General features: G+C 67.1%; 16 protein-coding genes. 4 read left to right on the plus strand and 12 right to left on the minus strand.

The window, feature by feature from the left end:
* Window positions 1-58: 58 nt before the first annotated feature.
* From QRD43_RS03510 to QRD43_RS03525, 5 genes are all read right to left on the minus strand, one after another.
* Window positions 59-5,182, minus strand: a complete 5,124-nt coding sequence (locus QRD43_RS03510) for an FtsK/SpoIIIE domain-containing protein (RefSeq protein WP_285981084.1) — start codon at window positions 5,180-5,182, stop codon at window positions 59-61.
* A 68-nt stretch (window positions 5,183-5,250) separates the two neighbouring features.
* Window positions 5,251-6,543 carry a hypothetical protein gene (locus QRD43_RS03515; protein ID WP_285981085.1) on the minus strand — a complete coding sequence of 431 codons (1,293 nt, stop codon included), beginning with the start codon at window positions 6,541-6,543 and terminating at the stop codon, window positions 5,251-5,253.
* On the minus strand, window positions 6,543-8,420 hold the full coding sequence (locus QRD43_RS03520; protein WP_285981086.1) for a hypothetical protein: 1,878 nt from the start codon (window positions 8,418-8,420) through the stop codon (window positions 6,543-6,545). The genes QRD43_RS03515 and QRD43_RS03520 overlap by 1 nt, the downstream gene beginning before the upstream one ends.
* A gap of 594 nt (window positions 8,421-9,014) precedes the next feature.
* The gene (locus QRD43_RS22710; protein ID WP_350339827.1) at window positions 9,015-9,632 is read right to left on the minus strand and encodes a demethoxyubiquinone hydroxylase family protein; all 618 of its coding nucleotides are present in this window, start codon (window positions 9,630-9,632) and stop codon (window positions 9,015-9,017) included.
* A complete protein-coding gene (locus QRD43_RS03525) occupies window positions 9,629-10,507 on the minus strand; it encodes a LysR family transcriptional regulator (protein ID WP_285981087.1) in 879 nt (292 codons plus the stop codon). Before QRD43_RS03525 ends, QRD43_RS22710 begins: the two co-directional genes overlap by 4 nt.
* Window positions 10,508-10,617: 110 nt before the next feature.
* Between QRD43_RS03525 and QRD43_RS03530 the strand changes: the two genes are divergently transcribed.
* Window positions 10,618-11,043, plus strand: a complete 426-nt coding sequence (locus QRD43_RS03530; RefSeq protein ID WP_285981088.1) for a hypothetical protein — start codon at window positions 10,618-10,620, stop codon at window positions 11,041-11,043.
* Between the two features lie 91 nt (window positions 11,044-11,134).
* Window positions 11,135-11,293: a hypothetical protein gene (locus tag QRD43_RS03535; protein ID WP_285981089.1), complete on the plus strand. Its 159-nt coding sequence runs from the start codon at window positions 11,135-11,137 to the stop codon at window positions 11,291-11,293.
* A 44-nt stretch (window positions 11,294-11,337) separates the two neighbouring features.
* Here the strand turns inward: QRD43_RS03535 and QRD43_RS03540 are convergent, their stop codons facing one another.
* The 6 genes from QRD43_RS03540 to QRD43_RS03565 are packed head-to-tail and all read right to left on the minus strand — an operon-like array spanning window position 11,338 to window position 17,840.
* Window positions 11,338-11,997, minus strand: coding sequence for an arginine N-succinyltransferase (locus QRD43_RS03540; protein WP_285981090.1), 660 nt, complete (start codon window positions 11,995-11,997; stop codon window positions 11,338-11,340).
* On the minus strand, window positions 11,997-13,016 hold the full coding sequence (locus QRD43_RS03545; protein ID WP_285981091.1) for an arginine N-succinyltransferase: 1,020 nt from the start codon (window positions 13,014-13,016) through the stop codon (window positions 11,997-11,999). Before QRD43_RS03545 ends, QRD43_RS03540 begins: the two co-directional genes overlap by 1 nt.
* Window positions 13,013-13,996: a GlxA family transcriptional regulator gene (locus QRD43_RS03550; protein ID WP_285981092.1), complete on the minus strand. Its 984-nt coding sequence runs from the start codon at window positions 13,994-13,996 to the stop codon at window positions 13,013-13,015. The genes QRD43_RS03545 and QRD43_RS03550 overlap by 4 nt, the downstream gene beginning before the upstream one ends.
* 13 nt (window positions 13,997-14,009) lie before the next feature.
* Entirely contained in the window at window positions 14,010-15,398 is a 1,389-nt protein-coding gene (locus QRD43_RS03555) for a YfcC family protein (protein ID WP_285981093.1), read from the minus strand.
* A 28-nt stretch (window positions 15,399-15,426) separates the two neighbouring features.
* A complete protein-coding gene (locus QRD43_RS03560) occupies window positions 15,427-16,545 on the minus strand; it encodes a succinylglutamate desuccinylase/aspartoacylase family protein (RefSeq protein ID WP_285981094.1) in 1,119 nt (372 codons plus the stop codon).
* Between the two features lie 53 nt (window positions 16,546-16,598).
* Window positions 16,599-17,840 (minus strand): cyanophycinase, encoded by a 1,242-nt coding sequence (locus QRD43_RS03565; protein ID WP_285981095.1) that lies wholly within the window; start codon window positions 17,838-17,840, stop codon window positions 16,599-16,601.
* Between the two features lie 323 nt (window positions 17,841-18,163).
* Here QRD43_RS03565 and QRD43_RS03570 point away from each other — a divergent pair, with 323 nt between their 5' ends.
* Window positions 18,164-20,866: a TonB-dependent receptor gene (locus QRD43_RS03570; protein WP_285981096.1), complete on the plus strand. Its 2,703-nt coding sequence runs from the start codon at window positions 18,164-18,166 to the stop codon at window positions 20,864-20,866.
* A 76-nt stretch (window positions 20,867-20,942) separates the two neighbouring features.
* Here the strand turns inward: QRD43_RS03570 and QRD43_RS03575 are convergent, their stop codons facing one another.
* Complete coding sequence (locus QRD43_RS03575) at window positions 20,943-22,868, minus strand: TonB family protein (protein ID WP_285981097.1); 1,926 nt, start codon at window positions 22,866-22,868, stop codon at window positions 20,943-20,945.
* A gap of 345 nt (window positions 22,869-23,213) precedes the next feature.
* Between QRD43_RS03575 and gspG the strand changes: the two genes are divergently transcribed.
* On the plus strand, window positions 23,214-23,639 hold the full coding sequence (gspG, locus tag QRD43_RS03580) for a type II secretion system major pseudopilin GspG (protein WP_285981098.1): 426 nt from the start codon (window positions 23,214-23,216) through the stop codon (window positions 23,637-23,639).
* The last annotated feature ends 10 nt before the right edge of the window (window positions 23,640-23,649 follow it).

Genomic DNA, 23,649 nt, shown 5'->3' on the forward strand with positions numbered 1-23,649 from the left:
AAGGCCGAATCGGGTTCTAGCCAGGGGACACGGGTGTCTCGTTACTGCTCCAGCAGCTTCAAGCTGCCGGGCCCGACAGGGCTGCTGGCCATGCTGAAGGATCTACGCGAGAGCATTGAACACGAACAAGGCGTCCATCAGCTTTCAGTAACCCGTCGCCCTTGCCGTTGAGATTCTCGGCACCTGCCTCGTCGATGACGACACGACTCTCCGTCGCACTCTTAACCCGCAGCGCCAGCTGGGCGGGCAAGTTGCTGCGTAGGTTCGTACTGATGACTTCGGCGCTTGGTTTTTGCGTCGCAATGATGACGTGAATTCCTGCGGCGCGAGCTTTCTGAGCAAGCCGCTTGAGTTCCGCCTCGATCTCTTTCTTTCCCATCGGATCGTGTGTTAGGTCGGCGTACTCATCGAGCACGACGAGCCACCATGGCAGTCGATCCGCGGCGGGTACTCCGGCATTGAACTCGGCAAGATTCCGTTTCCCGGCGTTCTTGAAGGCTTGGTACCGCTGTTGCATTTCCTCGACGGCGGTCTTGAGGAGCTCGATCGCGTCGGCATCGTCCCAACCAATACTCCCTTCGAGATAGGAGGAACCGTCGAAAGGCGCAAGTTCTGTGCCCTTTGGGTCGACAAGCATCAGGCGCAACTCGTCGGAACGATAGTGTCGAGTCAAGCCGAACAAGATCGTATTGAGAGCTTCCGATTTGCCGCTTCCGGTAGTGCCGGCGACCAGGAGGTGAGGGCTATTGGACGAGGAGAAATTCAGCTCGACGAGCTGGCCGAAGCGATCCTCTCCGATTGGCACGGTCAGTGCGGTAGGTGGTCGCCTCCACCTGGACCAAGTTTCCACAGCATCAACGAAATAGCGCTGCTCAGCACGCTTCGGTACGTCAATGGTCACGAACCCGCGGTCGATGTTGAAAGTGACGTTTTGGTCCTGCTCGAGCTGCAGAACCAATTTCAATGCGGCACCCTTCTCTGAGAGCTTGCGAGGGTCAACACCCGGACCTGGCCTAACCTTGAAGAGTATCGAAGCAGGTCCCTCAACGAACGGAAGCTCCTCATCCTGCGCCGCCGAAACGGTGATTCCATGAATCGCGAAGCAGCCAAGAATGTCCTCGTAGGTGCGCCGGAGAACCTCGTTCGACAACCCGCGGTTACGACTGGTCGCCAAAGGCAAATCCGAAGCTCCGGTGCCATCTGTCGGAGCAGACATCTGCCCACTGGTAGCTAGCGTTTGAGAGAGACCCTCCGATGCAGGCTCAGGCACAGCCGACTCGACCGGATGATCCGCCTCAGCTACAGCCCCATTTCGCTCGGATTCGAAGGCCACGGGAATGCCAAGGGGCAGCGGTCCTTGGGACGGGGCGCCTTCATTCTGAAGCGAACGATGGGGGGGCTCGACAGATGCTTGACGTGTCGTAATTCCCTCGCTGCGCTGAACATGGTCGACCAAGTGGAATCTTGTTGACCTGAGCACAGTGATCCCATCTACATCCGATCGTTGGAGATCTTGGCTCTCGGTGTCCCACAGACATGCCGAGTAGACACCATTGACAGACCGAAGGCGGATTGATCCTGATCGCAAGTCAGCGATCGTGAGATGCATTAGGTCGGGACTCGCATTTCGGCTGTCGTTTGACTCCGCTCCCACAAGTTGAATTGCGCCTACTGGAAGGTTTTCTACGGCGGACGCGATCTGCTCGCGCCACATGGATTCGTCCACGTTGCGCGCTGCATCGGTGCCGGATGCAGCCAGCACAGATCGGAAGAATTCACAGGTCCGCTGGACCTGAACAACGCCGTGGCCGTCGTATAGCTGGCGCAGCTTTCCCTCAACTACCAAGACGTCCACGTCTATGACACCGTCGTCGCCTCGTTCCAGTGAAAGACGGCACATATCAGCCCGCACCTGAGCGTGGCCGCCAAACCAGTCCGTGTGTTCATCAAGACTGATCCACGCGACAAGCCCGCTCCTCAAGCGGGCCGGGTAGATTTCCTCTGCCAGGCTCCGTGCAACCGTAAGCCCGATAATTTCCTCGGTCACGCGAGCTACGCCCAGTGCCTGCAGCGCGAGTCTTGGTGCTAGTCGCCTAGTAGAGTCGTAGATGCCTTCAGCAAGTCGATCTAACAAGTCGTGCGAAGCCCCAGACAGTGTTTGCTGTGGAATCAGCCGTCGCAGCTTTCTGGCTAGGCGTGCTTGAATCAGCTCGCGTCCAGATCGCGAAGAAACTACCAGCGTGTTGAGGCGGTTGGCACCAACGCCGTCTTCAATGCTCAAGACGTCGGGTGCGCCAGCCTCGGCAGATTCAATCTGCTCGCGTGATATCTGCCGCTCTAGCGTGATCACCCAGTGGCAGTGCTCATGCAAGTCCTTGAAGAGCCTAGCAGAGTCTTGGAAGTTCACGCGCAGTTCAACCAAATCGGTGTTTTCCGGTTGACCAGGCGCGACAGGCCTTGACCGGTTGGCTCGCACCGTCAAAGTGCTCCATGACTCAAGTACCGGGTCTGGGTACTTTGGAAGCATTACGAGCGAGATCGCCCCGCCGCCTCCCCCAGCCTCCAAGCGCAGGGGCCTGTGCTGAAGGGGGTCAAAAACGCCGGGGCGTTCAACTGGCGCTTCTGTGTTCTGTTGGCTGACTATTTGCTCCTGTAGGACGTGGGTAACCACAGCTATGTCTAGCTGGAGATCCGCTAACAATCCGGCGAGACTGTCACCTGCCTTGTAGTCGATCAGGGCGAGATCCTTGTCAGGGAACAGGCGTGCTTGAGGGCTACTTTCTCCCCCGTCAGATACCTTCTCTACAGCCCTCGCGATTGCCTCCCATCTGCTCTTTGGAGCTGCCACGTGCATTGAGATGCGCAGATATCGATTTGCTTTCGCCGTAATCCGACGGAGGATCTCCGCTGGCATTGAGTCATTGGTGGGCAATACGACCAGAAGTGACAGTCCGTCTCGCTTGTAGGGGTGCGCATCGAGGTAGCTGACGATGCGAGCAGCGATCGATCCGACGGCCGCTGCATCAAACGAGACGTCTCCATTGACTGCCTCGAGCGGAGAAAAGTCCTCCCACCAACCGGACTCGGAGCGGGAATATAGGAGCTGGCCCATGCTGCCAGCCGCAATCGGTGGCGATTCACGGGGTGTAAGCTTCTCAAGCCAGTCGAGATAGAACTCGCCCTCGCCGTCGGAGAAACTAGCAGTGCCAGCAAGGAACTCATGCGCTAGTCGCCTTGTTTGCTCCAGGTATCTGCAAATCCACCGCAGGCGTATTGGGTGTAGGGGGAGCATCAGGCGCCGCTCGGAGCCGACGATGGCAGCCAGATCTGTGCCAAGGAAAGCATCGAACTCCCTGCTACGGGATCCATCTGGGACGAAGTGCTCGCGAGCTCGTTGAAGGAGCGCAAGCCAGCTATCCAGAAACGACTGAATGCGATCGGCGGCTAGACCAAGCTCACGCAATGCGTCGCGGAGCTCGTGGCGCAATGCAAGAAGCTCTTCCAGTACAGGGCTACTAGTTTCGGGGCGATGAGCTGGGTCCAGCGTCAGTCCATCCAGACCGGCTTCTCTATATGCCAACGGCGTTCGCCAGTCGTCTCCGTCTGTGGGCTGATTGATCCTCAATGTCCCTGGCAGATCCAGTGCAGGCGACTCTGGCGCGGCCGCTAGGAACCAGAAGAGCGCAAACTGCTCAACAGCAGATGGCAGCCACTCCATCTGGTCGATGACCTCTAGCGTCTTGCCATTCGAATCGCGAAGCGTAAAGCGCAAAGGGAGCGGGTCCCAGCTGTACTGCTGCACAACATCTTCGGATTCGTCAGACTGGTCGTCTAGCAACGGAGGCACTGGGAGCGGATGGATTAGCTCGTCAGAAAGCTCGAGCAGACAGGCGTCCGGCAGCCCTTCGAGTCCCGCCGCAATGGAGCGCAGCGTGTCGCCGAAGAGAAAGGCGAAAAGTCCATGTATCGGTTGTCCAGATGCGTCCTCCCGCCCAATCTCCATCGAGATACTGGCCACCCTGGCTGCGGTCGCATCCGTGCGAACACGCTGCACAAGCCGCACAATCTCGATCGCGGGATTGAAGAACTGTCTCCTCGGTGGAGCGGCGAGCCGCTCGACAGACTTTCGTGTGCTGGCCGTGAGGGCATCGATTAGGGAGGTTGTGCCCTCTGCGGGCACCGCTTCAAGCAGACGATTCGCGTCTAGGCTGTTCCTGGCGTTCAATCCAGCGGTCACGTCGAGGGCGTCAAATTCTCCAAGACGGCCGGGTGCGGAACTTTCGAGCTCGGCTCGAACACGCTCACCTAGGCGAAGGCCTGCCGTGTCCCGAATAAACAGCTGGCAGAAGATCTCGTAGGGAATCTGCTTGCGGAGTTCGTCCGTTGGCGTCAATCCATAGTTGGAGCAGAGCTCTCGCCAATTGATCGCGTCGGAGGTTGGCATCGGGCTGCCATCGGACAGCTTGAACCGTGCCGCCAAGGACCTAGCGGCGACCTCTTCCGCAGCGAGCTCGGTCGTGCCATCAAGCAAGTCGGCGTGCCGAGCGTTCATTTCTAGCCTGCGGCGGCACCGTGCCTCTGCACCGCCTTCATTCCAGCGCTCGTCTGGGAACATGTCCATTGCCCAGAGTGAACTCCCGACGATACGGTCTGCCTGCGCTTCGTCAATGACCCTATCGTGACCGAGCCACTTTGCACAGACCGATTCGACGAATGCGACGTAGCGACGCACTGGAACAGGTTCGATTTCCGGATGCACGAGCCGGATTACCAGTAAGAGGCGCTCGAGCAGGAGTTGCGGAACACCACTCGTACCGCCAGCGCTATGCCAAGCCTCCTCGATCAGTAAGCCAGGAATGCCGCGGTTCGTCCTTGCGTAGTCGTCAAAGCTGCCGTCGAGGAAGTTGCTGTCGCGGAGGCTGAATATGTCCTTCAGACCCTGCTCGTCGCTCTGGACACTGCTCTCGATGTAGACAAGACCGTTTGGGTTGTGATTCCGGTAATGAGTGATCGAGTATCCCGATTCGGCAACGAACTGCGGGGGGAGGGCTCCGTCCAAGCCATCTGCGACAACCAGACGAACTTGTTCAAGCTGTGCTGTGCGAGCAGCCTCTGGCCAAGCCTCTACAAACTGAACAACTTCGTCAGCGTGTAGATTCTTTATCCTGAAGCATTGGTGCATGGCGGCACGATCACGCGTTAGTGCCAATGTGGCGACTCTGGCGGCCACCTTTGCAAGAGTCCTAGACATCAGTTACGCCCTCCCGGAGACACCATCCTTGTGGCATCTGAAAATACCTTCAGCAGGCCAGCTGCGCGCATCTGGTCCGCCAAGCGTCGTTCGTTTTCTTCGAAGATGGTTCCGTCAAATGCCATCAGCATGCCCGCACGAGCTGCCCCCTCACGGCCAGCGACGATGCCGCATCTTTCAAACAGCCATTGAGTCATGAATTTCTCGAATTCCAGCTCAGTGCCCGCGGGTACCGCAGCGAGTACGAGCGCCTCGATCGCCGAAAGCTTCAGAGTGAAGTGGCGTCGCCCTTTCCAAGAGTTCAGCAGCCCTCCGGCGGCAGCCGTATTTCCGAAGAAGGCGCGGATCTTGCCGAGCTGCTGACCGCTGAGGTGCCCTTGGCGTTCACCTTCTTCGCGTGACACCTGCTCTACAACACCAACGATGTCCTTCAGGCATCGTTGAGCGGCTCGACGCAGCTGGGGATGGGTACCGGCACAGTCGACCACAATGGCCATGCCGGCCCCTCCCTGAAGTGCCAGCGCTCGTGATGCTTGGACTAACGCGAGCCATATGGACGTCCATGCCATGACTGCCCTAGCGCGCTGAACAGCGGGCTGTCCTATGTGACCGAGGATGTTCCGCATGCCATCCCTGAAGAGCTCCTCCCAGGAATCGTTGCGTACCTCTGTTGCAGCTTCGACTTGATCCAAAGACGGGGCATCTTCGGGGTCGCATCTGCCCTTTGAACGAAGGGTCGCTGCCAGAAGTTCCAACGGCGAGTCTCGGTCCCGCGGATACAGGGCATCGAAGCCTTCCCGCATTGCCCGTAGCCGGTTCTGGTCAGGATCCCGCCGAAGGACCGCAAACGCATAGGCACCAGCGCCGCGCAAGTACCGCCGCTCGATCTGCACGTCAACTCCGGCCTGGCGGCCCTTTCTGGCATCCCAATGCACGAGTGACCGTGTGTACGGAAAGAAGTGCGTGCGCTCCCACCCTTTGGCCTTAACTGCATTAGGTACCTCAAGCTCTAGGCAGCGCAAAAGGTGGCCAACAGCAACGGCGGTGTGCTCATTCAATAGGACGGATGCCTTACGCGCTGGGTCCAATTGTTCTGTTATCAGCTGTCGTGCGAAGTCATGCGCGGCACGATGGACGTGAACCTTTGGGGTATCAGGCAAGGTGCCTTCAGCACAACAGACGACAAAGTTGATCAGTTCCAGCCCAGGATAGTGGCCGGATCCGTCGACGTCGAAAACGCCGCCGAAGAGCTTCGTGGTGATATCCGGTGCACGGACAGACGCAGTCGCCATTACTCGCCTCCAACCTGAATGACGCCCTGATCGAGAGAGACGTTCTGGAGCTGACCGCGCGTGAAGACGGTGATTTGCGCCGACTCTTCGGTTGCGCCTTCGGCGAGCTGTCCCAAAAATGTTCGAACTCGCCGAATTTCATTGGCATAGAACTCTTCGCTTACATAGCCAGAAGCCGCGCGGCCAATGCATTCGAACGACAACAGATCAAGTTGAAGGTCCTTGAGCGAACCAAGCCGCTCATCGACTCGCAGGATGACACTTCTGTCTATCCAGTCGACTGAGCGTGGCATGAACCATCGGTCGTCCTGCCCACCCAGCCACGCGGCCTTGGCCGGGTGAAGGTTTATGCGGCTGCTAGGCACCTGTCGCGCCACGATTGCAGCGTCGGCGCTGGCCTTTCCGAATGCAGGGTCGACAAGGTAGAGCATTGTCTCGGCTCGGCCAATTCTCAGCCCCTGGATTGAATGCAAGCCGGCGATCATGGTGTTCTTGACTCGGACCCGGTCCTGCGGCGGAAGCTGGCCTTCGAGCACTTTGAGGAACATGTCACCAAACTTGAAGCCCAGCTTGAGCATGACGCTGTCCCCGCCGTCTATATCGTCGAAGAAGGCCCGTCGTCTTAGGGCAGCAACCGCTAGGCCTGTTGTCTCGGCTTCGCGCACCAAATCAGCACGCGTCTGAGGGTTCCCATTGAAGTCATCAATCCCCAGAGCCGCGTCTACAAGAGCGACGCGATTGGACGAACCTGCAAGGAATTGCAAATCTAGTTGGTCTGGCTCGAACACCTCGCCGCGATTCAGGATCCTCTCGTCGACCCGACGTACAGCGACGGCGCCAGCATCTAGGCGTCTAAGCGCGGCCAGTAGCGGAATGCCCTTGTCAGCGCGGTCGACTGGTAGGTTTGGCGGCGCTTGGAACAGCAGGTTGTAGAAGGCCCACGCATGCTGCCATCCCTTCGTGTGGTTGCCGGATGCAAGGCGCCTATCCACGTCAGAGCAGGTCAATCCACCGGTAATAAGGTATGCCGCAAGCATCAGCATTTCGCGGATCGTGACCACATGGCCAAGCCGCTCCAGCACCTCGAAAACTTCCTCCAAACGCTTGATGCGCAATTCGGAGGTCGCACCTTGTTCCGCGAGTAGGGTTCGATTACGGCGGATTGGGCACAGCGGTTCGTGAACGCATGAGCCGCATGAACGCTCGCCCCAACGTCGACCGTCGGATACCCAGCTGGACAGGACTCGCCGGAGCAAGCTGCCACGGCGCTCATTCGTTCGAGCCGCTACCGACTGGTAGTTGAGATTGATGATGTGAATCGTGCCTGCAGCGTTTGCCGTAACGCCGCGCTCGAATGATTCCTTGAATAGCGCGGAGATTGACCGGCAGACCGGGCCGGCATTGCCCGAATTGATGATCGCTCGCAACCGCCCTTCGTTTGCACAAACGACGAGCGCTTCGTCACTTCGAGAGCCTGCCTCTTCTAGGAGCTGAACGGCATTCGAAGGTGGCTGTATCTCTGAGAGGTCCTTGTGGATGCGCAGTGGAACGCAATCCACGCCACTCGCCGGGGGAATCGCTGAGCTGCCATCACAGCTGTCAAGGAGATACCTCCTTGCGCTGGCAGCATCATGACCCAGCAGGCCGGCCTCGATCAGCCGTCTGCACATATGGGTCTTTCCGTGACCAGCGTCTCCAGTAAGTATTACGCAACGAGCGCCTGCCCTGACCGCTTCTGCCGCATAGGAAATGGCCACCGTGGCGAGGTCGAGATTGTCCTCCCCAGTCTGGTATTCCTCGTAGATCTGATCGTGCGCAGCGCTAAAAGGTAAGAAGCGGTGTAAGCGTACGACGTGACTGTTGGTAATCGCTGGCATCAGTCTCCCTCTGTGCTCATGTAATCGCTGGAGCGTATTTGTAACACTCTCAGAGCCGGCAAAAAGAGAGAGGGAGTCTGACCACCAGCTTAAGACGTGGCGCGCACGGGAGGCGGTCTGCTATTTCGACAATGTTTCAGTCGCACTTTGGTCGCAAATGCAGAGACTTTTGACGACGATTGAATTGGAGCGAATTTGAAGGCGGCGCACGGGCTCAACCATTGGCGGCGTCAGTCCCATGAGTTTGAACTCTCCAGCGCGCGAGGAACGGTTTGTATGGAAGACGATGGTCAGTCGTGGGTGACGGAGGCAAGTTGCTCAGAAAGCAATGCGCTTTGCGTTCGCAGCAGTTGGGTCGAGCTTTGTAGACAATGAATAGCGCGCAGCTCTACAAGTGATTGAAAGAAAATGACTTTTCGCTGTTTACAACCCAAACATCAACACAAGCGTGCTGACCCCCCGTCATCCCGCTGACCGGATCAAGAAGCCCTGAGTGCCCCGCACCCGGGGCTTTTTTCATGGGCAGGACCCAGGGCCCCCTCTGCGGCGCAGGGGGGCGGCCCGCGATGCCGCGCGGTCGTGCGCCGGCGGCCGTCAGCCAGCCGCTCTCGCGCAAAGCCTCAGGCCCAGCCCAAGGAACGCTGCTGTCGACAAGGCGACGAACGGCTGAAGCAGGCACGTCCACCCGTGCGGCTTCGGCAGACGGGCGTCGGACGGATCGTGGTGCCGCCGCTCATCGTCCATGAGCGCACGGACGGCGTCGGCTGCCCGTGGGGCAACTTCCCGCCGTATCACCCACAGCGCGCGCTGATGACGCCGCACCACGCGCTCCACGGCGAGCGTCGTGGCCGCGATCGCTGAGCGGCCGAACCGCGCCGTCACGACGCTTCGCCCCCGCCCGCCCCACCCGCAGAGCCGGCCGCTGGGGCAGCGGGGCCGGCCACGTTGCTGGAGTTCCGTCCAGCAGAGGGCTCGACGGCGCTTCTCGTGCGACTTGAACGCCAGGAGCCCAGGACCAGGGCGGGTGTCGTCAGGCGGGCGACGCGCATCCGGGCGGCAGGGCTCTGCTCGCGCCGTGCTCCCCCGCGTGGTGGAGCGCGAGGATGCGCTCACCCATGGGAGCGCCGACCGCAGCGGCGGTGGCCGTCTCCAAGCCCCGCTTCCCTGTGCGGGGTGCCTGGCGGCCTGGGCGCGCGCAGGCAGCGCGCTCACCCCGCCGCCTCGATCACCCGCCTCACCAGCGGATGATGCTGCCCCCGCCGCGAGTGCAGCGCGTGGAGCTCCTCCTTCACGCTCTCGCAGCGCCCCAGCCGGCGCAGGCCGCGCAGCATGCCGAGGTCGCCCGTGCCCAGCTGGCTGACGGGGAAGACGCCCAGGCCGCGCGCGGCGAAGACGGCCAGCAGCGCGCTGTCCTCGAACTCGCCGACGATGCGGGGGCGCAGGCCCTCGCTCTCGAACCAGTGCTCCAGCTTGCCCCGCAGCGCCGCATGCGTGGTGGGCAGCAGCACGGGCAGCTCGTTCAGGCATTCGGGAAAGCGCGCCTGCTCGGCCTTGCCGACGAGGCGCGTGGGGCCGTACCACTCGATGGGCGTCTCCACGAGCCGCACGCAGGCCAGTCGCAGGTTGGGGTTGCGCGGCGGCGCCTGGCCGGCCAGCACGAGGTCCAGGTGGTGCAGGGCCAGCTCGCTCATGAGCTGCTCGAACTCGCCGTCGTGGCAGACGAGGCGCAGGTGCGGCGTCTCGAGGATGGGCGCCAGCAGCGCATGCGCGGCCAGCTTGGAGATGCCGTCGGACAGGCCCACGGCCAGGCGTTGCACCTTGCCGCTGGCAGCCTCCCGCACCTCGTCCGCCAGGCCCTGGCCGAGCTGGAAGATCTCCTCGGCGCGCGCGAAGGCGGCCTGCCCGGCCTCGGTCAGCGCCACGCCGCGCCCGGCGGGCTTGAGCAGCTGATGGCCCAGCGCGCGCTCCAGCTCGCGCACCTGGGCGCTGATGGTCTGCACGGCCATGTCCAGGCGCTCCGCGGCGCGGGCGAAGCCGCCTTCCTTGGTGACGACCCAGAAATAGTGCAGGTGGCGGTAGTTGAGCATGCGAACTCCGGTGCGGGAAAGTCGAATCGTAGGTGCGAATGAAGCTGGTTTATCCGAAGTTCCATCTTGCCCACACTCGCTCCACGTTTTTCGATCCCGGAGGCCCTGTCATGTTCTATGCGCTCAGCTGGTCTGTCGTCGCGCTGCTATTGGCCGTGTGGTCGCTGGCGCTCTGGGCCCTGCACGCGCTGGGCACCTGGGTGCTGACGCAGGCGGGGGGCCTCGCCACGCCCGAGGCCGGCGCCCCCGCGACACTGCCTGCCCTGCCGGACTGGCTGGCCCCGTGGCTGCCCGAGAGCTGGGCACCGCTGCTGCAGAGCGCCCTCTCGACGCTGGGGCCGCTCGTGCAGCAGCTGCTGGAGACGATGCCTGCCTTGGCGGGCGGCCTCACGCTCGCGGCCTGGCTGGTCTGGGGGCTGGGCGCCTTCGTGCTGATGGTCCTCGGGGCGGCCTTGCACGGGCTCGTGGCGCTGTGGCGCCGGGACCGGCCCGCAGCGGGCCCTGGCCAGAACCGGGTCCTGGTCGCGGCGCCCTGAGCCGTCCCTTCCGCGGACGCCGCCGGCTTCCGTCACCCGTTCACCCGTTCACCGACTCACCCCTTGCTTCACGCCATCAGGACCACATCGCATGGACTCCCCGACCCTTCTCCTCGGCCTCATGACTCTCGCGCTGATCGGCGTCACCTTCCAGGCCTGGCGCATGGGCAATGAGAAGCGCGATGTCGCGCTGCTGGGTGCCTTCAGCGGGGCGCTGGGGCTGGGCACGGCCCTGGCCGCGGCGCTGTAGGCCGGGCCGCGCCTGCGGGACGTGCGCGTGCCGGCACGGCGACGTCAGTCGCGAGGCAGCGGGCAGCTCAGCACCGGGCCGCCGTCATCGATGCGCACCTGCAGGGGCGGCAGGAAGCCCAGGCGATGGAGCGCCGGCAGCAGCTGCTCGTGCGCCGCATCCGTGCGGCCGCACGCCTGCTGGGCGGCGTCCCCCAGGAACGAGAGGTACAGCGTCTGGCGCGGCAGCAGCGCGGCCAGATGGCTGCACCAGGCGGCGCCCCAGCGGGCCTTCGCGGCGATGGCATCCCGCGGATGGAAGCGGGCGCCGAGCGCCTCCCAGAACGGCGAACGGCCCTCATGCGTGCGCCAGCCGGGCAGCTCGAGAATCAGCCAGTCTCCACACGCGGCGCGGTGCTCGGCGATCCAGGCGCGGGCGCCGTTCACGAGCGCGGCCAGCGCGGCCTCGCGGCCGGCCGTGTCGAGCGTCTCGTCAAGCCACAGCCCGGTGAGCTCGGTCTCGCCCGTGTGATCGTTGCCCAGCAGCAGGGTCTGCTGCACGCGGAACAGGCCCAGCTCCTGCGCCGCATGCACGACGCGCCCCAGGCGGAAGTGATAACGCGGCAGCTGCGTGCCCAGCCGGGGCACCAGCGTCAGGCCGCCGCGGCCCTCCGGCAGGCGCAGCGACACGCCGTCCGCCAGGGTCTGGATGTCCAGTGCGCTCATCACGTCTCCTCCGGCCACAGCGGCGTGCACAGCAGGGTCTCGCCGATGCGGGGCGTCAGCGCCGGGAGGTCCTCGACGTGCGCCGTCTCGCCGATCTCGGCCAATACCGCGGCGAAGGCCGCGCGCGCCGGCCGCACCACCAGATGCCATCGACGCGGCCCCGCAGACGCGCCCGGCTGCACCGTCAGCGCCCGGTGATGCCGGATGCTGCGCAGCGAGGCCAGCGCGGCTTCCACCGTCGGCCCGCCGTCGAAGATGTCGACATAGGTGTCGGCATCGAAGCCCTCGTCCATCAGCACCGAGAAGGGCACCTCGCCCACCGGATGCAGCTGCCCCAGCGCCAGCTGCGCCGCGGCCGGCAGCAGCACCACGGGAATGGGCGAAGGCGGCATGAGGTCGGCGATGAGGGCCTTGCTGCGCCCGCCGATCACCGCCTCGGCCTGCGGGTAGTCCATGCCGAAGAACTGCCGGCCGACCGCGTCCCAGAACGGGCTCTGCCCTTGCGGATCGGTGAGGCCGGGGTTCTCGGCGGCGATGCGGTCCGAGAAGCGCTCCGCATGGGCCTGGATGAAGAGCAGCCGGGCGCGCGACAGCAGCTGCGCCGCGGGCGTGTGCTCGTGGCTCGGCTCCAGGTAGAAGGAGGTCAGCAGCGTCGCGCCTGTCAGGTCATGGCACAGGTGCAGCGTGTGCAGGCGCTGCGAGATGCCCAGCGTGGCGCTGGCATGCACGACGAACTCGTTGCGGTAGCTGTAGAAGCGGTCGAAGAAGCCGGCGCTGGCCGCGATGCCGGCGCACCCCACGAGGCGCCCCGCCGTCCGGTCCTCGAGCACGAAGAGATAGGTCTCCTCGCCGCTGGCGTCGTCCGGGCTGCCGAAGGCCTGCAGCGAGGCCTCGATGCGTGCGCGCAGCTTGCCCTCGTCATTGGGCAGCGAGCTGATGCCGTCGGCGCTGGCCGCCGCCATCCGCTGCATGTCGGGCAGGTCGCTGGCGGCGACCGGTCGCAGGACCCAGCCGTTCATGTCATGTCTCCCTGGGGCGTCCGGACCAGCCAGCCCGTGCGGCGGCTGCGCTCCTCGCGCGGTGTGTGGCCGTGATGGGCCTTGTAGGCGTTGGAAAAGTGCGGGCCGGAGGCGAAGCCGCAGCTCAGCCCGACCTGCAGGATCGATTGCGTGCCCTGCAGCAGCAGGTGCTGGGCGCGCTCCAGGCGCAGCGACAGGTAGTGGCGCGAGGGCAGCGAGTCCAGGTGCTGCTTGAAGAGCCGCTCCAGCTGCCGGCGGGAGACGCCCACCAGGCGGGCCACCTCCTCGGTGGGCAGGGGCTCGGCGAGGTTGGCCTCCATGAGCGACAGGGCCTCGGCGAGCTTGGGGTTGGCGACATCGCGCGATTCGAGGCGCTCGCGCCGCTGGCGTTCGTCGGCGGGGCGACCCTGGCGCAGGTCCATGGCCAGCATCCATTCCTGCTGCACGGGCTCGCCGTGCAGCTGCTGGGCCCAGGCTCCGACGAGGTCGGCGGCGGCGGTCGAGGCCGCGCTGAACCGGCGTCGCGACAGGGACAGGTCCCACAGCCCCTGGGACCAGGCGACGGACGGATGCGCGGCGGTGAGCGCATCCAGCCAGCGCCAGTCGGCACAGGCGCGCTGCCCATCCAGCAGGCCGGCCTGCGCCAGCGCCGCGGCACCGCCGCCGAGGCTGCCCAGGAGCACGCCCTCGCGGTCCCAGGCCTGCAGCAGGGCGATGACCCGGGGATCCGGCGCCGGCAGCTCGCCGCCGATGACCACGACGGCCTGCCAGCGGTCCGTCGCCGCCGGCGGGCGCGCCAGGACCGCGGCGCCCGCGCTGGCGGGCACGACGCCGTCGTCCAGCGCCAGCATCGTCACGTCGTAGACCGCCTGCGCCTGCTGGGCGTTGAGCGTGGCCAGGCCGTCGGTCCAGGCGCCCAGCGCACGCAGCGGGAAGCCTGGCAGCAGCAGGCATCCGATGGCGTGGGAGGTGGGCGGCATGCGTGGACTGTAATCAAGTCCAGCCGTGCAGCGCCGGCCAGCTCAGCACGGCCAGTGCCATCAGCAGGTACAGGCCCTGCAGCGGCAGCATCCACCGCACCCAGGTGCCCAGCGGCAGCCTGGCCAGCGCCAGCACGCCCACCGTGATGCCCGAGGTCGGGATGATGGGCGTCGTCAGCTCGCCCAGCTGGAACGCGAGCACGGCGGTCTGTCGCGTGAGGCCCACGAGGTCGGCCAGCGGCGCCATGATGGGCATGGTCAGCGCGGCCTGCCCGGTGCCGGAGTGGATGAAGAAGTTGATGACCGACTGGATCAGGAACATCTTGTGCGCCGCGAAGACCGGCTGGTCCGAGGCCACCAGCGGCGCCAGAGCGTTCAGCAGCGTGTCGATGATCTGCCCCTCGCGCAGCAGGATGACGGTGCCTTTGGCCAGCGCGATCACGAGCGCCGTGCCGACGAGGTCGCGGGCGCCATGCAGGAAGGCGGCCATGAACTCGTCCGCCGACAGCCGGGCCACCAGGCCCACGCTGACCGACATCACCAGGAACAGCGCGGCGATCTCCTCGATGTACCAGCCCAGGCGCACCACGCCGCCGATCATCACCAGCAGCGCGCCGGCGAAGAGGGCCAGCACGGTCTTGTGGCGCCGGGTCATGCCGGGGAACTGCTCGAAGGCGGCCAGGTCCATCTCGGCGCGGCGGGCGCGGTCGGCCTCGAAGGTGGGGCTCAGGGCGGGGTTGCGGCGGATGCGCGCCGCCCACCACTGCAGGAAGGCGATGGTGATGCCGGTGGCCAGGAACCAGCACAGCGCGCGGTAGCCGAGGCCCGAGAACAGGGGCAGCCCCGCGATGCCCTGGGCCACGCCGACGTTGAAGGGATTCAGGAAGGCCGTCGCGAAGCCGATCTGCGAGCCCACGAAGGGGATGGCCACGCCGGTGAGGGTGTCCAGCTTCAGGGCCAGCGCGAGGGGGATGAAGATCAGCACGAAGGGGATGGCCTCCTCGGCCATGCCGAAGCTCGCGCCGCCCAGCGAGAACAGCGTGACGAACACGGGGATGAGCAGGGCCCGCACCACGGCCGAGCGCTGGTGGGCCTGGGCGACGGACTTGATCATCGCGTCGATCGCCTCGGTCTTCTGCAGCACCGCGAAGGCCCCGCCCACGATCAGGACGAAGCCGATGATCAGCGCCGCCTCCACGAAGCCCTTGATGGGCGCCGTGAGGAAGGCGGCCAGGCCCTGGGGACGGGCCTCCACGAGATGGAAGGTGCCCGGGAGGATCAACGTCTTGCCGTTGACCAGGGCCGTCTCGAAACGGCCGCCGGGCACGACCCAGGTGGCGAGCGCGATGAGCGCCAGGAGGCTGACCAGCAGGACGTAGGTGTTGGGGAGTCGGAGCTTCATGGGGATGTCCGGAGGCGCGTGGTGGGGATCAGAGCGACAGCAGCTTGCCGCTGCGCCAGGCCTGGTCGCCGGCGATCTTGGCCAGACGCATGCCGCGGCTGGCGTAGCGACGGGCGGTGCGGGCGAAGCAGCGGCCGCTGGCGCGGGCGTGCAGCGGCGTGCGCTCGTCGGTCAGGGGGTCGATGATCTCGGCGATGAGCTCGCCCTGGCGCACCCAGTCGCCGGGCGCCTTGGCAAAGACGACGATGCCGGCGCAGGGGGCGGTCACGGGCTCCACGCCTTCCAGGGGGGTGGCCTCGCAGGGGGGCGTCGACGGGGGCGGCTCGCCGGCCACATGGCCCTGCTGGCGGAGGTAGGCCACCAGGGCGTCGGCGTCCTGCTCGGCCAGAGCATGGGTGACGTCGGTTTCGCCGCGCAGCTCCACGGTCACGCCAACGCCGCCGTGGGGATCGACGGGATGTCGCCCCTCGAAGCGCGCCGCGAGCTCCCACCACAGCCGCGCGAGCGTCTCGTCGAAGGGCTCGTCGCCGGCCACGGCCGTGTGCAGCAGCGCCTGTGCGCCGAGGTAGCCCGCCAGCGGGCGCGCCGCTTCGAGCTGCGGCGTGCCCACGTACAGATGCACGACGGCCTGGTTGTCGCAGTGCAGATCCAGCACCAGGTCGGCGTCATGGGCCAGCCACTGCAGCTGGCGCTTGAGGGCCTCGGTCTCGGTGGCGGGCTGCCACGCCGCGAGCTGCTCGCCGAGGGCCTGGCGGATGAGGCGGGTGTTGGCGGCCCGGTCCTCTCCCAGCCGGGACTCGACGGCCCGCGCGACCTCGTCCGCAAGATGCCGGAAGTGCCGGTTGAAGTTCACGCCGGTGGCGAGGTCGAAGCGGCCCAGGGCGCTGCCCTGCAGGTCCTGGGACAGGCCGACCGGGTTGGCCAGCGGCACGAGCACGACCTCGCCGGCGATGGCGCCTGCGGCCTCGAGGGCCTTCAGCCGGTGGATCAGGGACTGAGCCACCAGCATGGGCGGCACTTCGTCGGCATGGAGCGAGGCCTGCAGATAGGCCTTGCGCCCGGACTGGCGCAGGCCGAAGTGCAGGCTGCGCAGCTGCCGCTGCGTGCCGGCATGGGCGGCGGGAAGGAGATGGTGGTGGGTCAGCATGGCGTGGGCGGGCGGCGCCCGGGGGACGCGGCGCCCGCAGGCGGGAAGAGGCCTCAGGGGCGGGACGCGGGCACGGTGAGGGGCACGTACAGCGGGTGGGCGACGGTGACGGGCAGCACGTCCAGCCGCGCATTGAGCACGGTGTAGTCCTCGCCCCCGAGCGAGCCGCTGAACCATCCCGTCAGGCCCTCGGCCTTGTACAGGCGGAACTCGAAGCCGAGACGGGCGCTGCGGTTGCGTGCGGCGGCCGGCGGCTCGTAGGCCAGGCCGCGCACCTCCTGCGCCGGGCTGTCGAGCAGCTGGGCCATGGCCGTGACGATGGCGCCGTCGCCCAGGATGTCGCCGAAGAAGTGGCTGCGCGGCAGATAGGGCTTGTAGTCGCTGGCGGCGGGGTCGATGCGTGGCTCGCGCAGCTTGTGTGCCGCGGGGGTGGCGACGTGGCGGGCGAGGTCGTAGCGGTCACCGCTGTCCAGGTAGCTCAGCCGCACGCCGCGCACATTGAAGTGCGGCAGCCTCGCATCGCTGCGGGCCTCGCGCAGGTCCACCAGCAGGGCGCCGCGCGCGCCGATCACCTCGACGAGACGGTCCTTGATCACCGCGGCCGAGTTCTCCTCGACGCCCAGCCCGAGCACATAGCCCAGGCGCTGCATGGCCGGCAGGAGGCGACCGATGCGGCCGCGCTTGAGGAAGTGCTGGTCGATGAAGAGGTCCGCACCGACGAAGCCCAGCCCGCGGTCGTACTCGCGACCCTCGCGCCACTGGCCGCGCAGGATGCCGAGGTTGTCCTGCGCATCGCGGAACATCATGCGGCTCATGATGGCGGCGCCGGCGCTGGTGCCGGCCACCACGCCGCCGCGATCGAAGACCTCGCGGATGGCCCGCAGCATCGCGGTGGGCTCGCCGCCGGGCTGCAGGGTGTCCACGATCAGCTCCTGCGCGCCGCCCGAGAAGAACACGCCCTGGCTCGATCGCACCTGCTCGAGGAGGTCCGGGTCCGCGAGCCGAGCGGCCAGGTCGCTGCCGGCGAGCCGGGGCGCGACGGGGATGAAGCGGGCATCGGCCCCTTCGCGCTGCAGGGCCGCGACGATCTGCTGCGCGCTGCGTTCGGGATTCGCCGCAGCGGTGGCGAACACGGCGATGCGTGCGCCCGGGCCGCCGGCCTCGCTGACCACGCGCTGCCACACCGCGGTGTTGTCGGTGCGCAGGGCCCCGCCGATCACCACGGCCGTGCCGGCGTGGGCTGCGTGCAGGCTGAGGCCGAGGCCGAGGCTCAGAAGAAGTCGTGAGAGTTGCATGACTTCATCTTGTCAGGCTGTCGGCTGGCCAGCCAGCGGGTTGGGCCTCGATCGGGCCTGTGGCGCGCCTTCCACGCAAGTGCATGTCGCATCGGTGCAAGAGGCCGCCGCGGGCGTGGGCCGCCGCCGACGCGCGCTTGCCCGGAAGCGACAGGCACTTGCCTGCAAGCGACCGCCGCGCCAAAACCCCATAGGCAAGTCACGAGGCCCGTCCCTAGAGTGACTTCAGCACCGCAGCGATCCGCGTCCCGCAACCCTGCCGCTCCCCCCCGTCTCTGCGTCCCGATCCTCTTCCTCTCGCTCTTCCCTTCATTGAGGTTCTCATGACCCGTGCAAGCAAACCGTCCCTGACGATCCTGGCCCGCGCCGCCGCCCTGGCGCTGGCCGCTCCCGCCCTGCTCGGCCACGCCGTGGCCCAGGACGCCGCTCCCAAGCTCGAACGTGTGGAGATCACCGGCTCCAGCATCAAGCGTCTGGAGGGCGAGCAGGCCCTGCCCGTGCAGACCATCAAGCGCGAGGAGATCGCCAAGGCCGGCGTGACGACCGCCGCCGAGCTGCTGAAGAACATCAGCGCCGCGGCCGCCAACCTGGGCGATGGCGCGTCCATCTCGGACAACACCGGCGGCCAGCGCGGCTTCAACGGCGCCAACCTGCGCGGCGTCGGCGTGTCCTCGACGCTGGTGCTGCTCAATGGCCGTCGCCTGGCCAACTTCGCCTCGCCCGGCGACTCTGCCGGCGTCGATCTCAACAGCATCCCCGCCGGCGCCATCCAGCGCGTGGAGGTGCTCAAGGACGGCGCCTCCGCCATCTACGGCACCGACGCCATCGGCGGCGTGATCAACTTCATCACGCGCCAGGACTACCAGGGCATCGACATGTCCGCCTACGCTTCCGGCACGCAGGAGGGCGGCGCGGGCAAGCGCACGTTCACCATCTCCGGCGGCACGGGCGACCTGCAGCGCGACGGCTACAACGTCTTCGCCACGCTGGACGTGCAGGCCCTGGACTCGCTGCGCTCCACGCAGCGCGCGTTCATCCAGGAGCGCCCGCTGGCCGACACCGTGCCCTACTACCTCTCCAGCCGTCCCTACCCCGGCAACATCCGCCTGGCCAGCAGCGCCTCGGCCCGCGCCGAGCAGCTCGCGGCCATCAATGCCGCGGGCTACACCTTCAACGGCAAGCCCTACACCCAGCGCACGCTGAACCTCTTCGCGCCCGCCTGCAACCCGCCGGCGTCCGTCTATGCGCCGACCCAGATCGGTGCCGAGGCCTGCGGCTACGACTACATGGCCGACACCGAGATCTATCCGAAATCGGACAAGACCTCCTTCCTGACGCGGGGCGTGATGTCGATCGGGGAAGGCCGCCAGGTCTTCGGCGAAGTGCTGCTGGCCCGCGCCGACACCGAGTACGTGCTCTCGCCCAACCCGACGACGCTCAGCGGCATGAGCTGGTCCGCCGTGAACGCCTTCCTGCCCAAGCCGGTCAGCAATGCGCGCACCTTCGAGATCCGCTTCCGCGCCAAGGAGCTGGGCAACCGCACGAACGAGGTCCGCAGTGACGCGAATCGCGTGGTCGTGGGCACCACCGGCACCGTGTTCGGCGACTGGGACTACACCGCCGCGCTGAGCCATGCGCAGAACAAGGTGGCCGACCGCTACGTCGACGGCTACTTCAAGTTCAACGAGCTGCTGGATGCCGTGCGCGCCGGCAAGATCAACCCCTTCGGCCCCTCGCCCGAATCGAGCCGCGGCCTGATCGACTCCCTGCGCGTTGACGACGTCGCCCGCCGCAGCGAGGGCACGACCTCCGGCCTCGACTTCAAGCTCACCGGCAGCCTCGGCGCGCTGGAGGGCGGCGACATCGGCCTGGCCGTCGGCGCCGAGCTCCGTCGCGAGACCCAGAAGTTCACCCCGTCCGCGCTGCTGATCAGCAACAACATCGGCGGCGACCGCGACAGCACGGGCACCAGCCCCGCGCCGCAGGCCACCAGCTACGGCCGCAACATCACCTCCGCCTATGCCGAAATCAGCGCGCCCCTGACCAAGCAGCTGGAGCTGCAGGCGGCCCTGCGGGCCGACCACTACGAGAAGGTGGGCAGCTCGGTGAATCCCAAGCTCGGCCTGCGCTACCAGCCGAGCAAGGCGGTGGTGATCCGTGGCTCCGCCGGCACCGGCTTCCGGGCCCCGACCTTCAGCGAGCTCTATCGCCCGACGACCTACGGCACGAGCCCGGCCTTCCTGTATGACGCCGTCTACGACGCCTTCGACCAGTACCCCACCGAGAAGATCGCCAACCCGAACCTCAAGCCCGAGAAGAGCCGCCAGCTGTCCTTCGGGATCGCCTTCGAGCCCAGCAGCACCAGCCTGGTGAGCGTGGACTACTGGCAGATCCACAAGACCGACGTGATCAGCGATCTCTCCGGCAAGATCATCCTGGAGAACGCCGACCGCTATGCCTCCTACATCAAGCGCGACCCGGCCGACGACTACCCGACGCTGGTCCTGCGCAAGGAGAACCAGGGCGGTCTCAAGACCTCCGGCCTGGACTTCGAGGCCCGCTGGCGCTCGGCCACGACGGAGGCCGGCCGCTTCGGCCTGAACTTCAGCGGCACCTACGTCATGAACTACAAGCGCCAGTTCGGCGCGGACGAGCCCTACCTGGAGAACGCCGGTCGCTTCCTGCAGGACCAGGTCATCCAGCGCTGGCGCCATCGCGTGTCGGCGGACTGGGACTTCGGCCCGCTCTCGCTGACGCTGGCCAACAGCTACTTCTCGGCCTACACCGACGACAGCTACCTGCCGGGCACCGAGCCGCGCCAGGTCAAGGCCTACTCGCTGTGGGACCTCAGCGGCAGCTACCGCTTCAACGACCGCCTGAGCGTGCGCGCCGGCCTCCAGAACCTGCTGAACACGGCGCCGCCCTTCTCGAACCAGTCCTACTACTTCCTCTCGACCTTCGATCCGACCTACACCGATCCCCGGGGCCGGAACTTCTTCGTCAGCCTGAACTACAAGCTGCGCTGATCCTCGTCCCGTCGGCCGACGCGACGTCGCCCCGGTGCCGCCCTGGCCCCGGGGCTTTTTTCATGGGCTTCCCGCGTCAGTACAGGCGGATGCCGGTGTCGAAGTGCCAGCTGCGGCGGATCTCGATGACGTCGTAGTCGCGGGCCAGCTTCTCGGGGAAGGGCGGGTAGTGGGCGAGGTCCCGTACGGTGCGCTCGATGGCCGCATCGAGCGCCGGGGAACCACTGGAGCGCACGAAGCTCACGGACTCCACCGAGCCGTCGGCCCGCACCGCCACGGTGACGAGGGCGTCGAAGTGCGGCTGGCGCAGCGGCTCGCGCAGGCGCTCGAAGCTGGCGGTGTCCAGCTGGATCTTGCGCGCCCAGGCCTCCCCGTAGGCCACGAGGTCGGGGTTCGGGTCGCTGCGACCCATCAGGCGGCCGCGGCGCTGGCTGCTGGCAAAGGGCAGGTCCTTGGACTGGCGCGCCGACGCCGCTTCGGCATCGCGCTGCGCACGTTCCTGGTCGAGTTGGCGGCCGATCTCGCGCAGGCGCGCCTCGCGGCGCTCGGCCGCCTCGAGCTGGGCGGCCTTGGCCGCGTTGGCGGCATTCGCGGCATTGGCGGCCTGCTCGGCGGCGCGAGCCGCCGCCTGCGCCGCGGCCTGCCGATCCGCTTCCAGGCGGGCGGCAGCCTGGCGCTCCCCTTCCAGGCGCTCGGCCTCGGCCCGGGCCGCGGCCGCCCGCGCGGCCTCCGCCCGCGAGGCTTCCTGGCGTGCCGCCTCCGCCCGGGCCGCCTCCTGCCGGGCGCTCTCCTGACGAGCCGCCTCCTGCCGCGCGGCCTCCGCGCGGGCTGCGTCCTGGCGCGCCGCTTCGGCCAGCCGGGCTTCCGCGCGCTGAGCCTCGGCTCGGGTGGCTTCCTGCCGCGCCTGCTCCGCACGGGCCGCCTCCACGCGTGCAGCCTCCGCACGCGCCGCCTCGGCCTGGGAGGCGGCCATGCGGGCCGTCTCGGCGCGCGCCGCCTCCTGGCGCACGCGCTCCTGCTGCGCGGCTTCCTGGCGTGCCAGCGCCTGCCGGCCGGCCTCCGCCCGGGCGGCCAGGCGCATCGATTCCTGGCGGGCTGCCTCGGCCGCGGCGGCTTCCTGGCGGTCCTGGCTCTGCGCCTGGGCCTGGACGCGGGCGAGGCGCTGGGCGGCTTCCCGCGATGTCGTCTCCTGGCGGGCCAGCGCCCGGCGCAGCAGGCGTTCCAGCTCCTGCCGGTCATCGTCCGGCAGGGTGGCGTCAGGGGCGCTGGATGCCGCCGGGCGCGGCAGCGTTGCCACCGTGCGATCGACGGGCGGGGTCAGGTCTTGTGAGGGCTGCACCGGCCGGGCCTTCAGCGCCAGCAGCTCCCGCGCCAGCTCCGCGTCATCGAGCGGCGCCGCGCTGCTCGGCTCGAGGCTCGCCCCGGGCGCCGAGGCGGCCAGGGACCGGGGCACGCTCCAGGCGTCCGGCTGCGGCGTGTCCAGGGCCACCCAGGCGCGATCCGCCGCCGCACGCGGGGTCGGTGTGGCCGGTGCGGGCGAGGTCGCGGCGGATGGCTCGGGACGCTGCGCAGGGGGGGGGTCGGCCACCGCCTTCGATGGCGCGGGCGGCTCCGCCGGCGCGTCCGCCGGCGCGGTGCTCGTCTGGTCGTCGGGCTGGGCGATCGTCTGCGTCGCGGCAGGGCTCGTGAACGTGGGGGCGGAAGCCGGCTCGGGCGGCGGGCTCAGGCGGACCTGCAGGGGCGCCGGTGCCGGCTCTCGTACCGGCCCGTCCCAGGGCAGGCCGAGGCCCGGCAGGCCCAGCCCCTGGCCGCCGAACGTCAGGCTCAGCACAAAGGCGTGCAGGGCGAGCGAGAGCGCCAGGGACAGCGTCGGGCGCCGGACCGTGCCCCGCTCGGCGCTGCCGGCCGGGTCATGGGCCGCCGCTGCCATGGCCGCCAGGGCCGCCGGCAGCTGCGTGCGGAAGGCGGGCGGCGAGGCAAGGCGGAAGGGGGCGACTTTCAAGCGGGTGGCCGGGCAGGGAAAGTGGCGCTGATTCTCGCCGTTTCCCCCGGGGCGCCTCCAGCCCCGACCCGACCCGTTCGAGGGGGTATGGGCCCGGCCGGGCCGGCCAGGCTCACCGGACGATCCACCCCTGAGCCTGGGGATGCGCCGGCCCACCTGCTGGAAAACGCCGTTGTGCGCTGCGGCATGATGGGGCAGATTGCCGCGGTCGCCCGTTGCGGCCGACGCTTGTCAAACGCCTGTCGAATGGCTGTGTCATAAAGCAGCCCGGCCGAGGTGCCGAGGGGCGCGGTGCTCGCTCACGCGATGAGCCTGCCGCCGTGCCATGTCCATGTGAGGGAATGTATGAGTCGTTGCCGCAGCCCGCGTGCCGGGCGGGGGTTCACATTGCTGGAATTGCTGGTGGTGATGGTCATCATCGGCCTGCTGGCCGGCTACGTGGGGCCGCGCTTCTTCGGGCAGATCGGCAAGTCCGAGGTCAAGGTGGCGCGCGCGCAGCTGGATGCCCTGCAGAAGGCGCTGGACCAGTACCGCATCGACGCCGGCCGCTACCCCAGCAGTGAGCAGGGTTTGGCGGCCCTGCGCGAGAAGCCGGTGGACGAGGCCCGCTGGGCGGGCCCCTATCTGTCCAAGGCGGTTCCCAAGGACCCCTGGGGCCACGACTACCAGTACCGCTCGCCGGGCGAGCACGGCGAGTACGACCTGCTGTCCTTCGGCCATGACGGCCGCCCCGGTGGCGACGGCGAGGACGCCGACCTCACCAGCTGGTGACCCGCGCTGC

The organism is Roseateles subflavus (assembly GCF_030285365.1).
GTDB lineage: Bacteria > Pseudomonadota > Gammaproteobacteria > Burkholderiales > Burkholderiaceae_C > Roseateles_B > Roseateles_B subflavus.

Excerpts from the sequence above, each read along its gene's own strand:
- QRD43_RS03560 (WP_285981094.1), bottom strand. The coding sequence starts at position 16,545 with ATGCTGACCCACCACCATCTCCTTCCCGCCGCCCATGCCGGCACGCAG.
- QRD43_RS03545 (WP_285981091.1), bottom strand. The coding sequence starts at position 13,016 with ATGAACGGCTGGGTCCTGCGACCGGTCGCCGCCAGCGACCTGCCCGAC.
- gspG (WP_285981098.1), top strand. The coding sequence starts at position 23,214 with ATGAGTCGTTGCCGCAGCCCGCGTGCCGGGCGGGGGTTCACATTGCTG.
- QRD43_RS03550 (WP_285981092.1), bottom strand. The coding sequence starts at position 13,996 with ATGCCGCCCACCTCCCACGCCATCGGATGCCTGCTGCTGCCAGGCTTC.
- QRD43_RS03555 (WP_285981093.1), bottom strand. The coding sequence starts at position 15,398 with ATGAAGCTCCGACTCCCCAACACCTACGTCCTGCTGGTCAGCCTCCTG.
- QRD43_RS03535 (WP_285981089.1), top strand. The coding sequence starts at position 11,135 with ATGGACTCCCCGACCCTTCTCCTCGGCCTCATGACTCTCGCGCTGATC.
- QRD43_RS03520 (WP_285981086.1), bottom strand. The coding sequence starts at position 8,420 with ATGCCAGCGATTACCAACAGTCACGTCGTACGCTTACACCGCTTCTTA.
- QRD43_RS03565 (WP_285981095.1), bottom strand. The coding sequence starts at position 17,840 with ATGCAACTCTCACGACTTCTTCTGAGCCTCGGCCTCGGCCTCAGCCTG.
- QRD43_RS03510 (WP_285981084.1), bottom strand. The coding sequence starts at position 5,182 with ATGCACCAATGCTTCAGGATAAAGAATCTACACGCTGACGAAGTTGTT.
- QRD43_RS03570 (WP_285981096.1), top strand. The coding sequence starts at position 18,164 with ATGACCCGTGCAAGCAAACCGTCCCTGACGATCCTGGCCCGCGCCGCC.
- QRD43_RS03525 (WP_285981087.1), bottom strand. The coding sequence starts at position 10,507 with ATGCTCAACTACCGCCACCTGCACTATTTCTGGGTCGTCACCAAGGAA.
- QRD43_RS03515 (WP_285981085.1), bottom strand. The coding sequence starts at position 6,543 with ATGGCGACTGCGTCTGTCCGTGCACCGGATATCACCACGAAGCTCTTC.
- QRD43_RS03530 (WP_285981088.1), top strand. The coding sequence starts at position 10,618 with ATGTTCTATGCGCTCAGCTGGTCTGTCGTCGCGCTGCTATTGGCCGTG.
- QRD43_RS03540 (WP_285981090.1), bottom strand. The coding sequence starts at position 11,997 with ATGAGCGCACTGGACATCCAGACCCTGGCGGACGGCGTGTCGCTGCGC.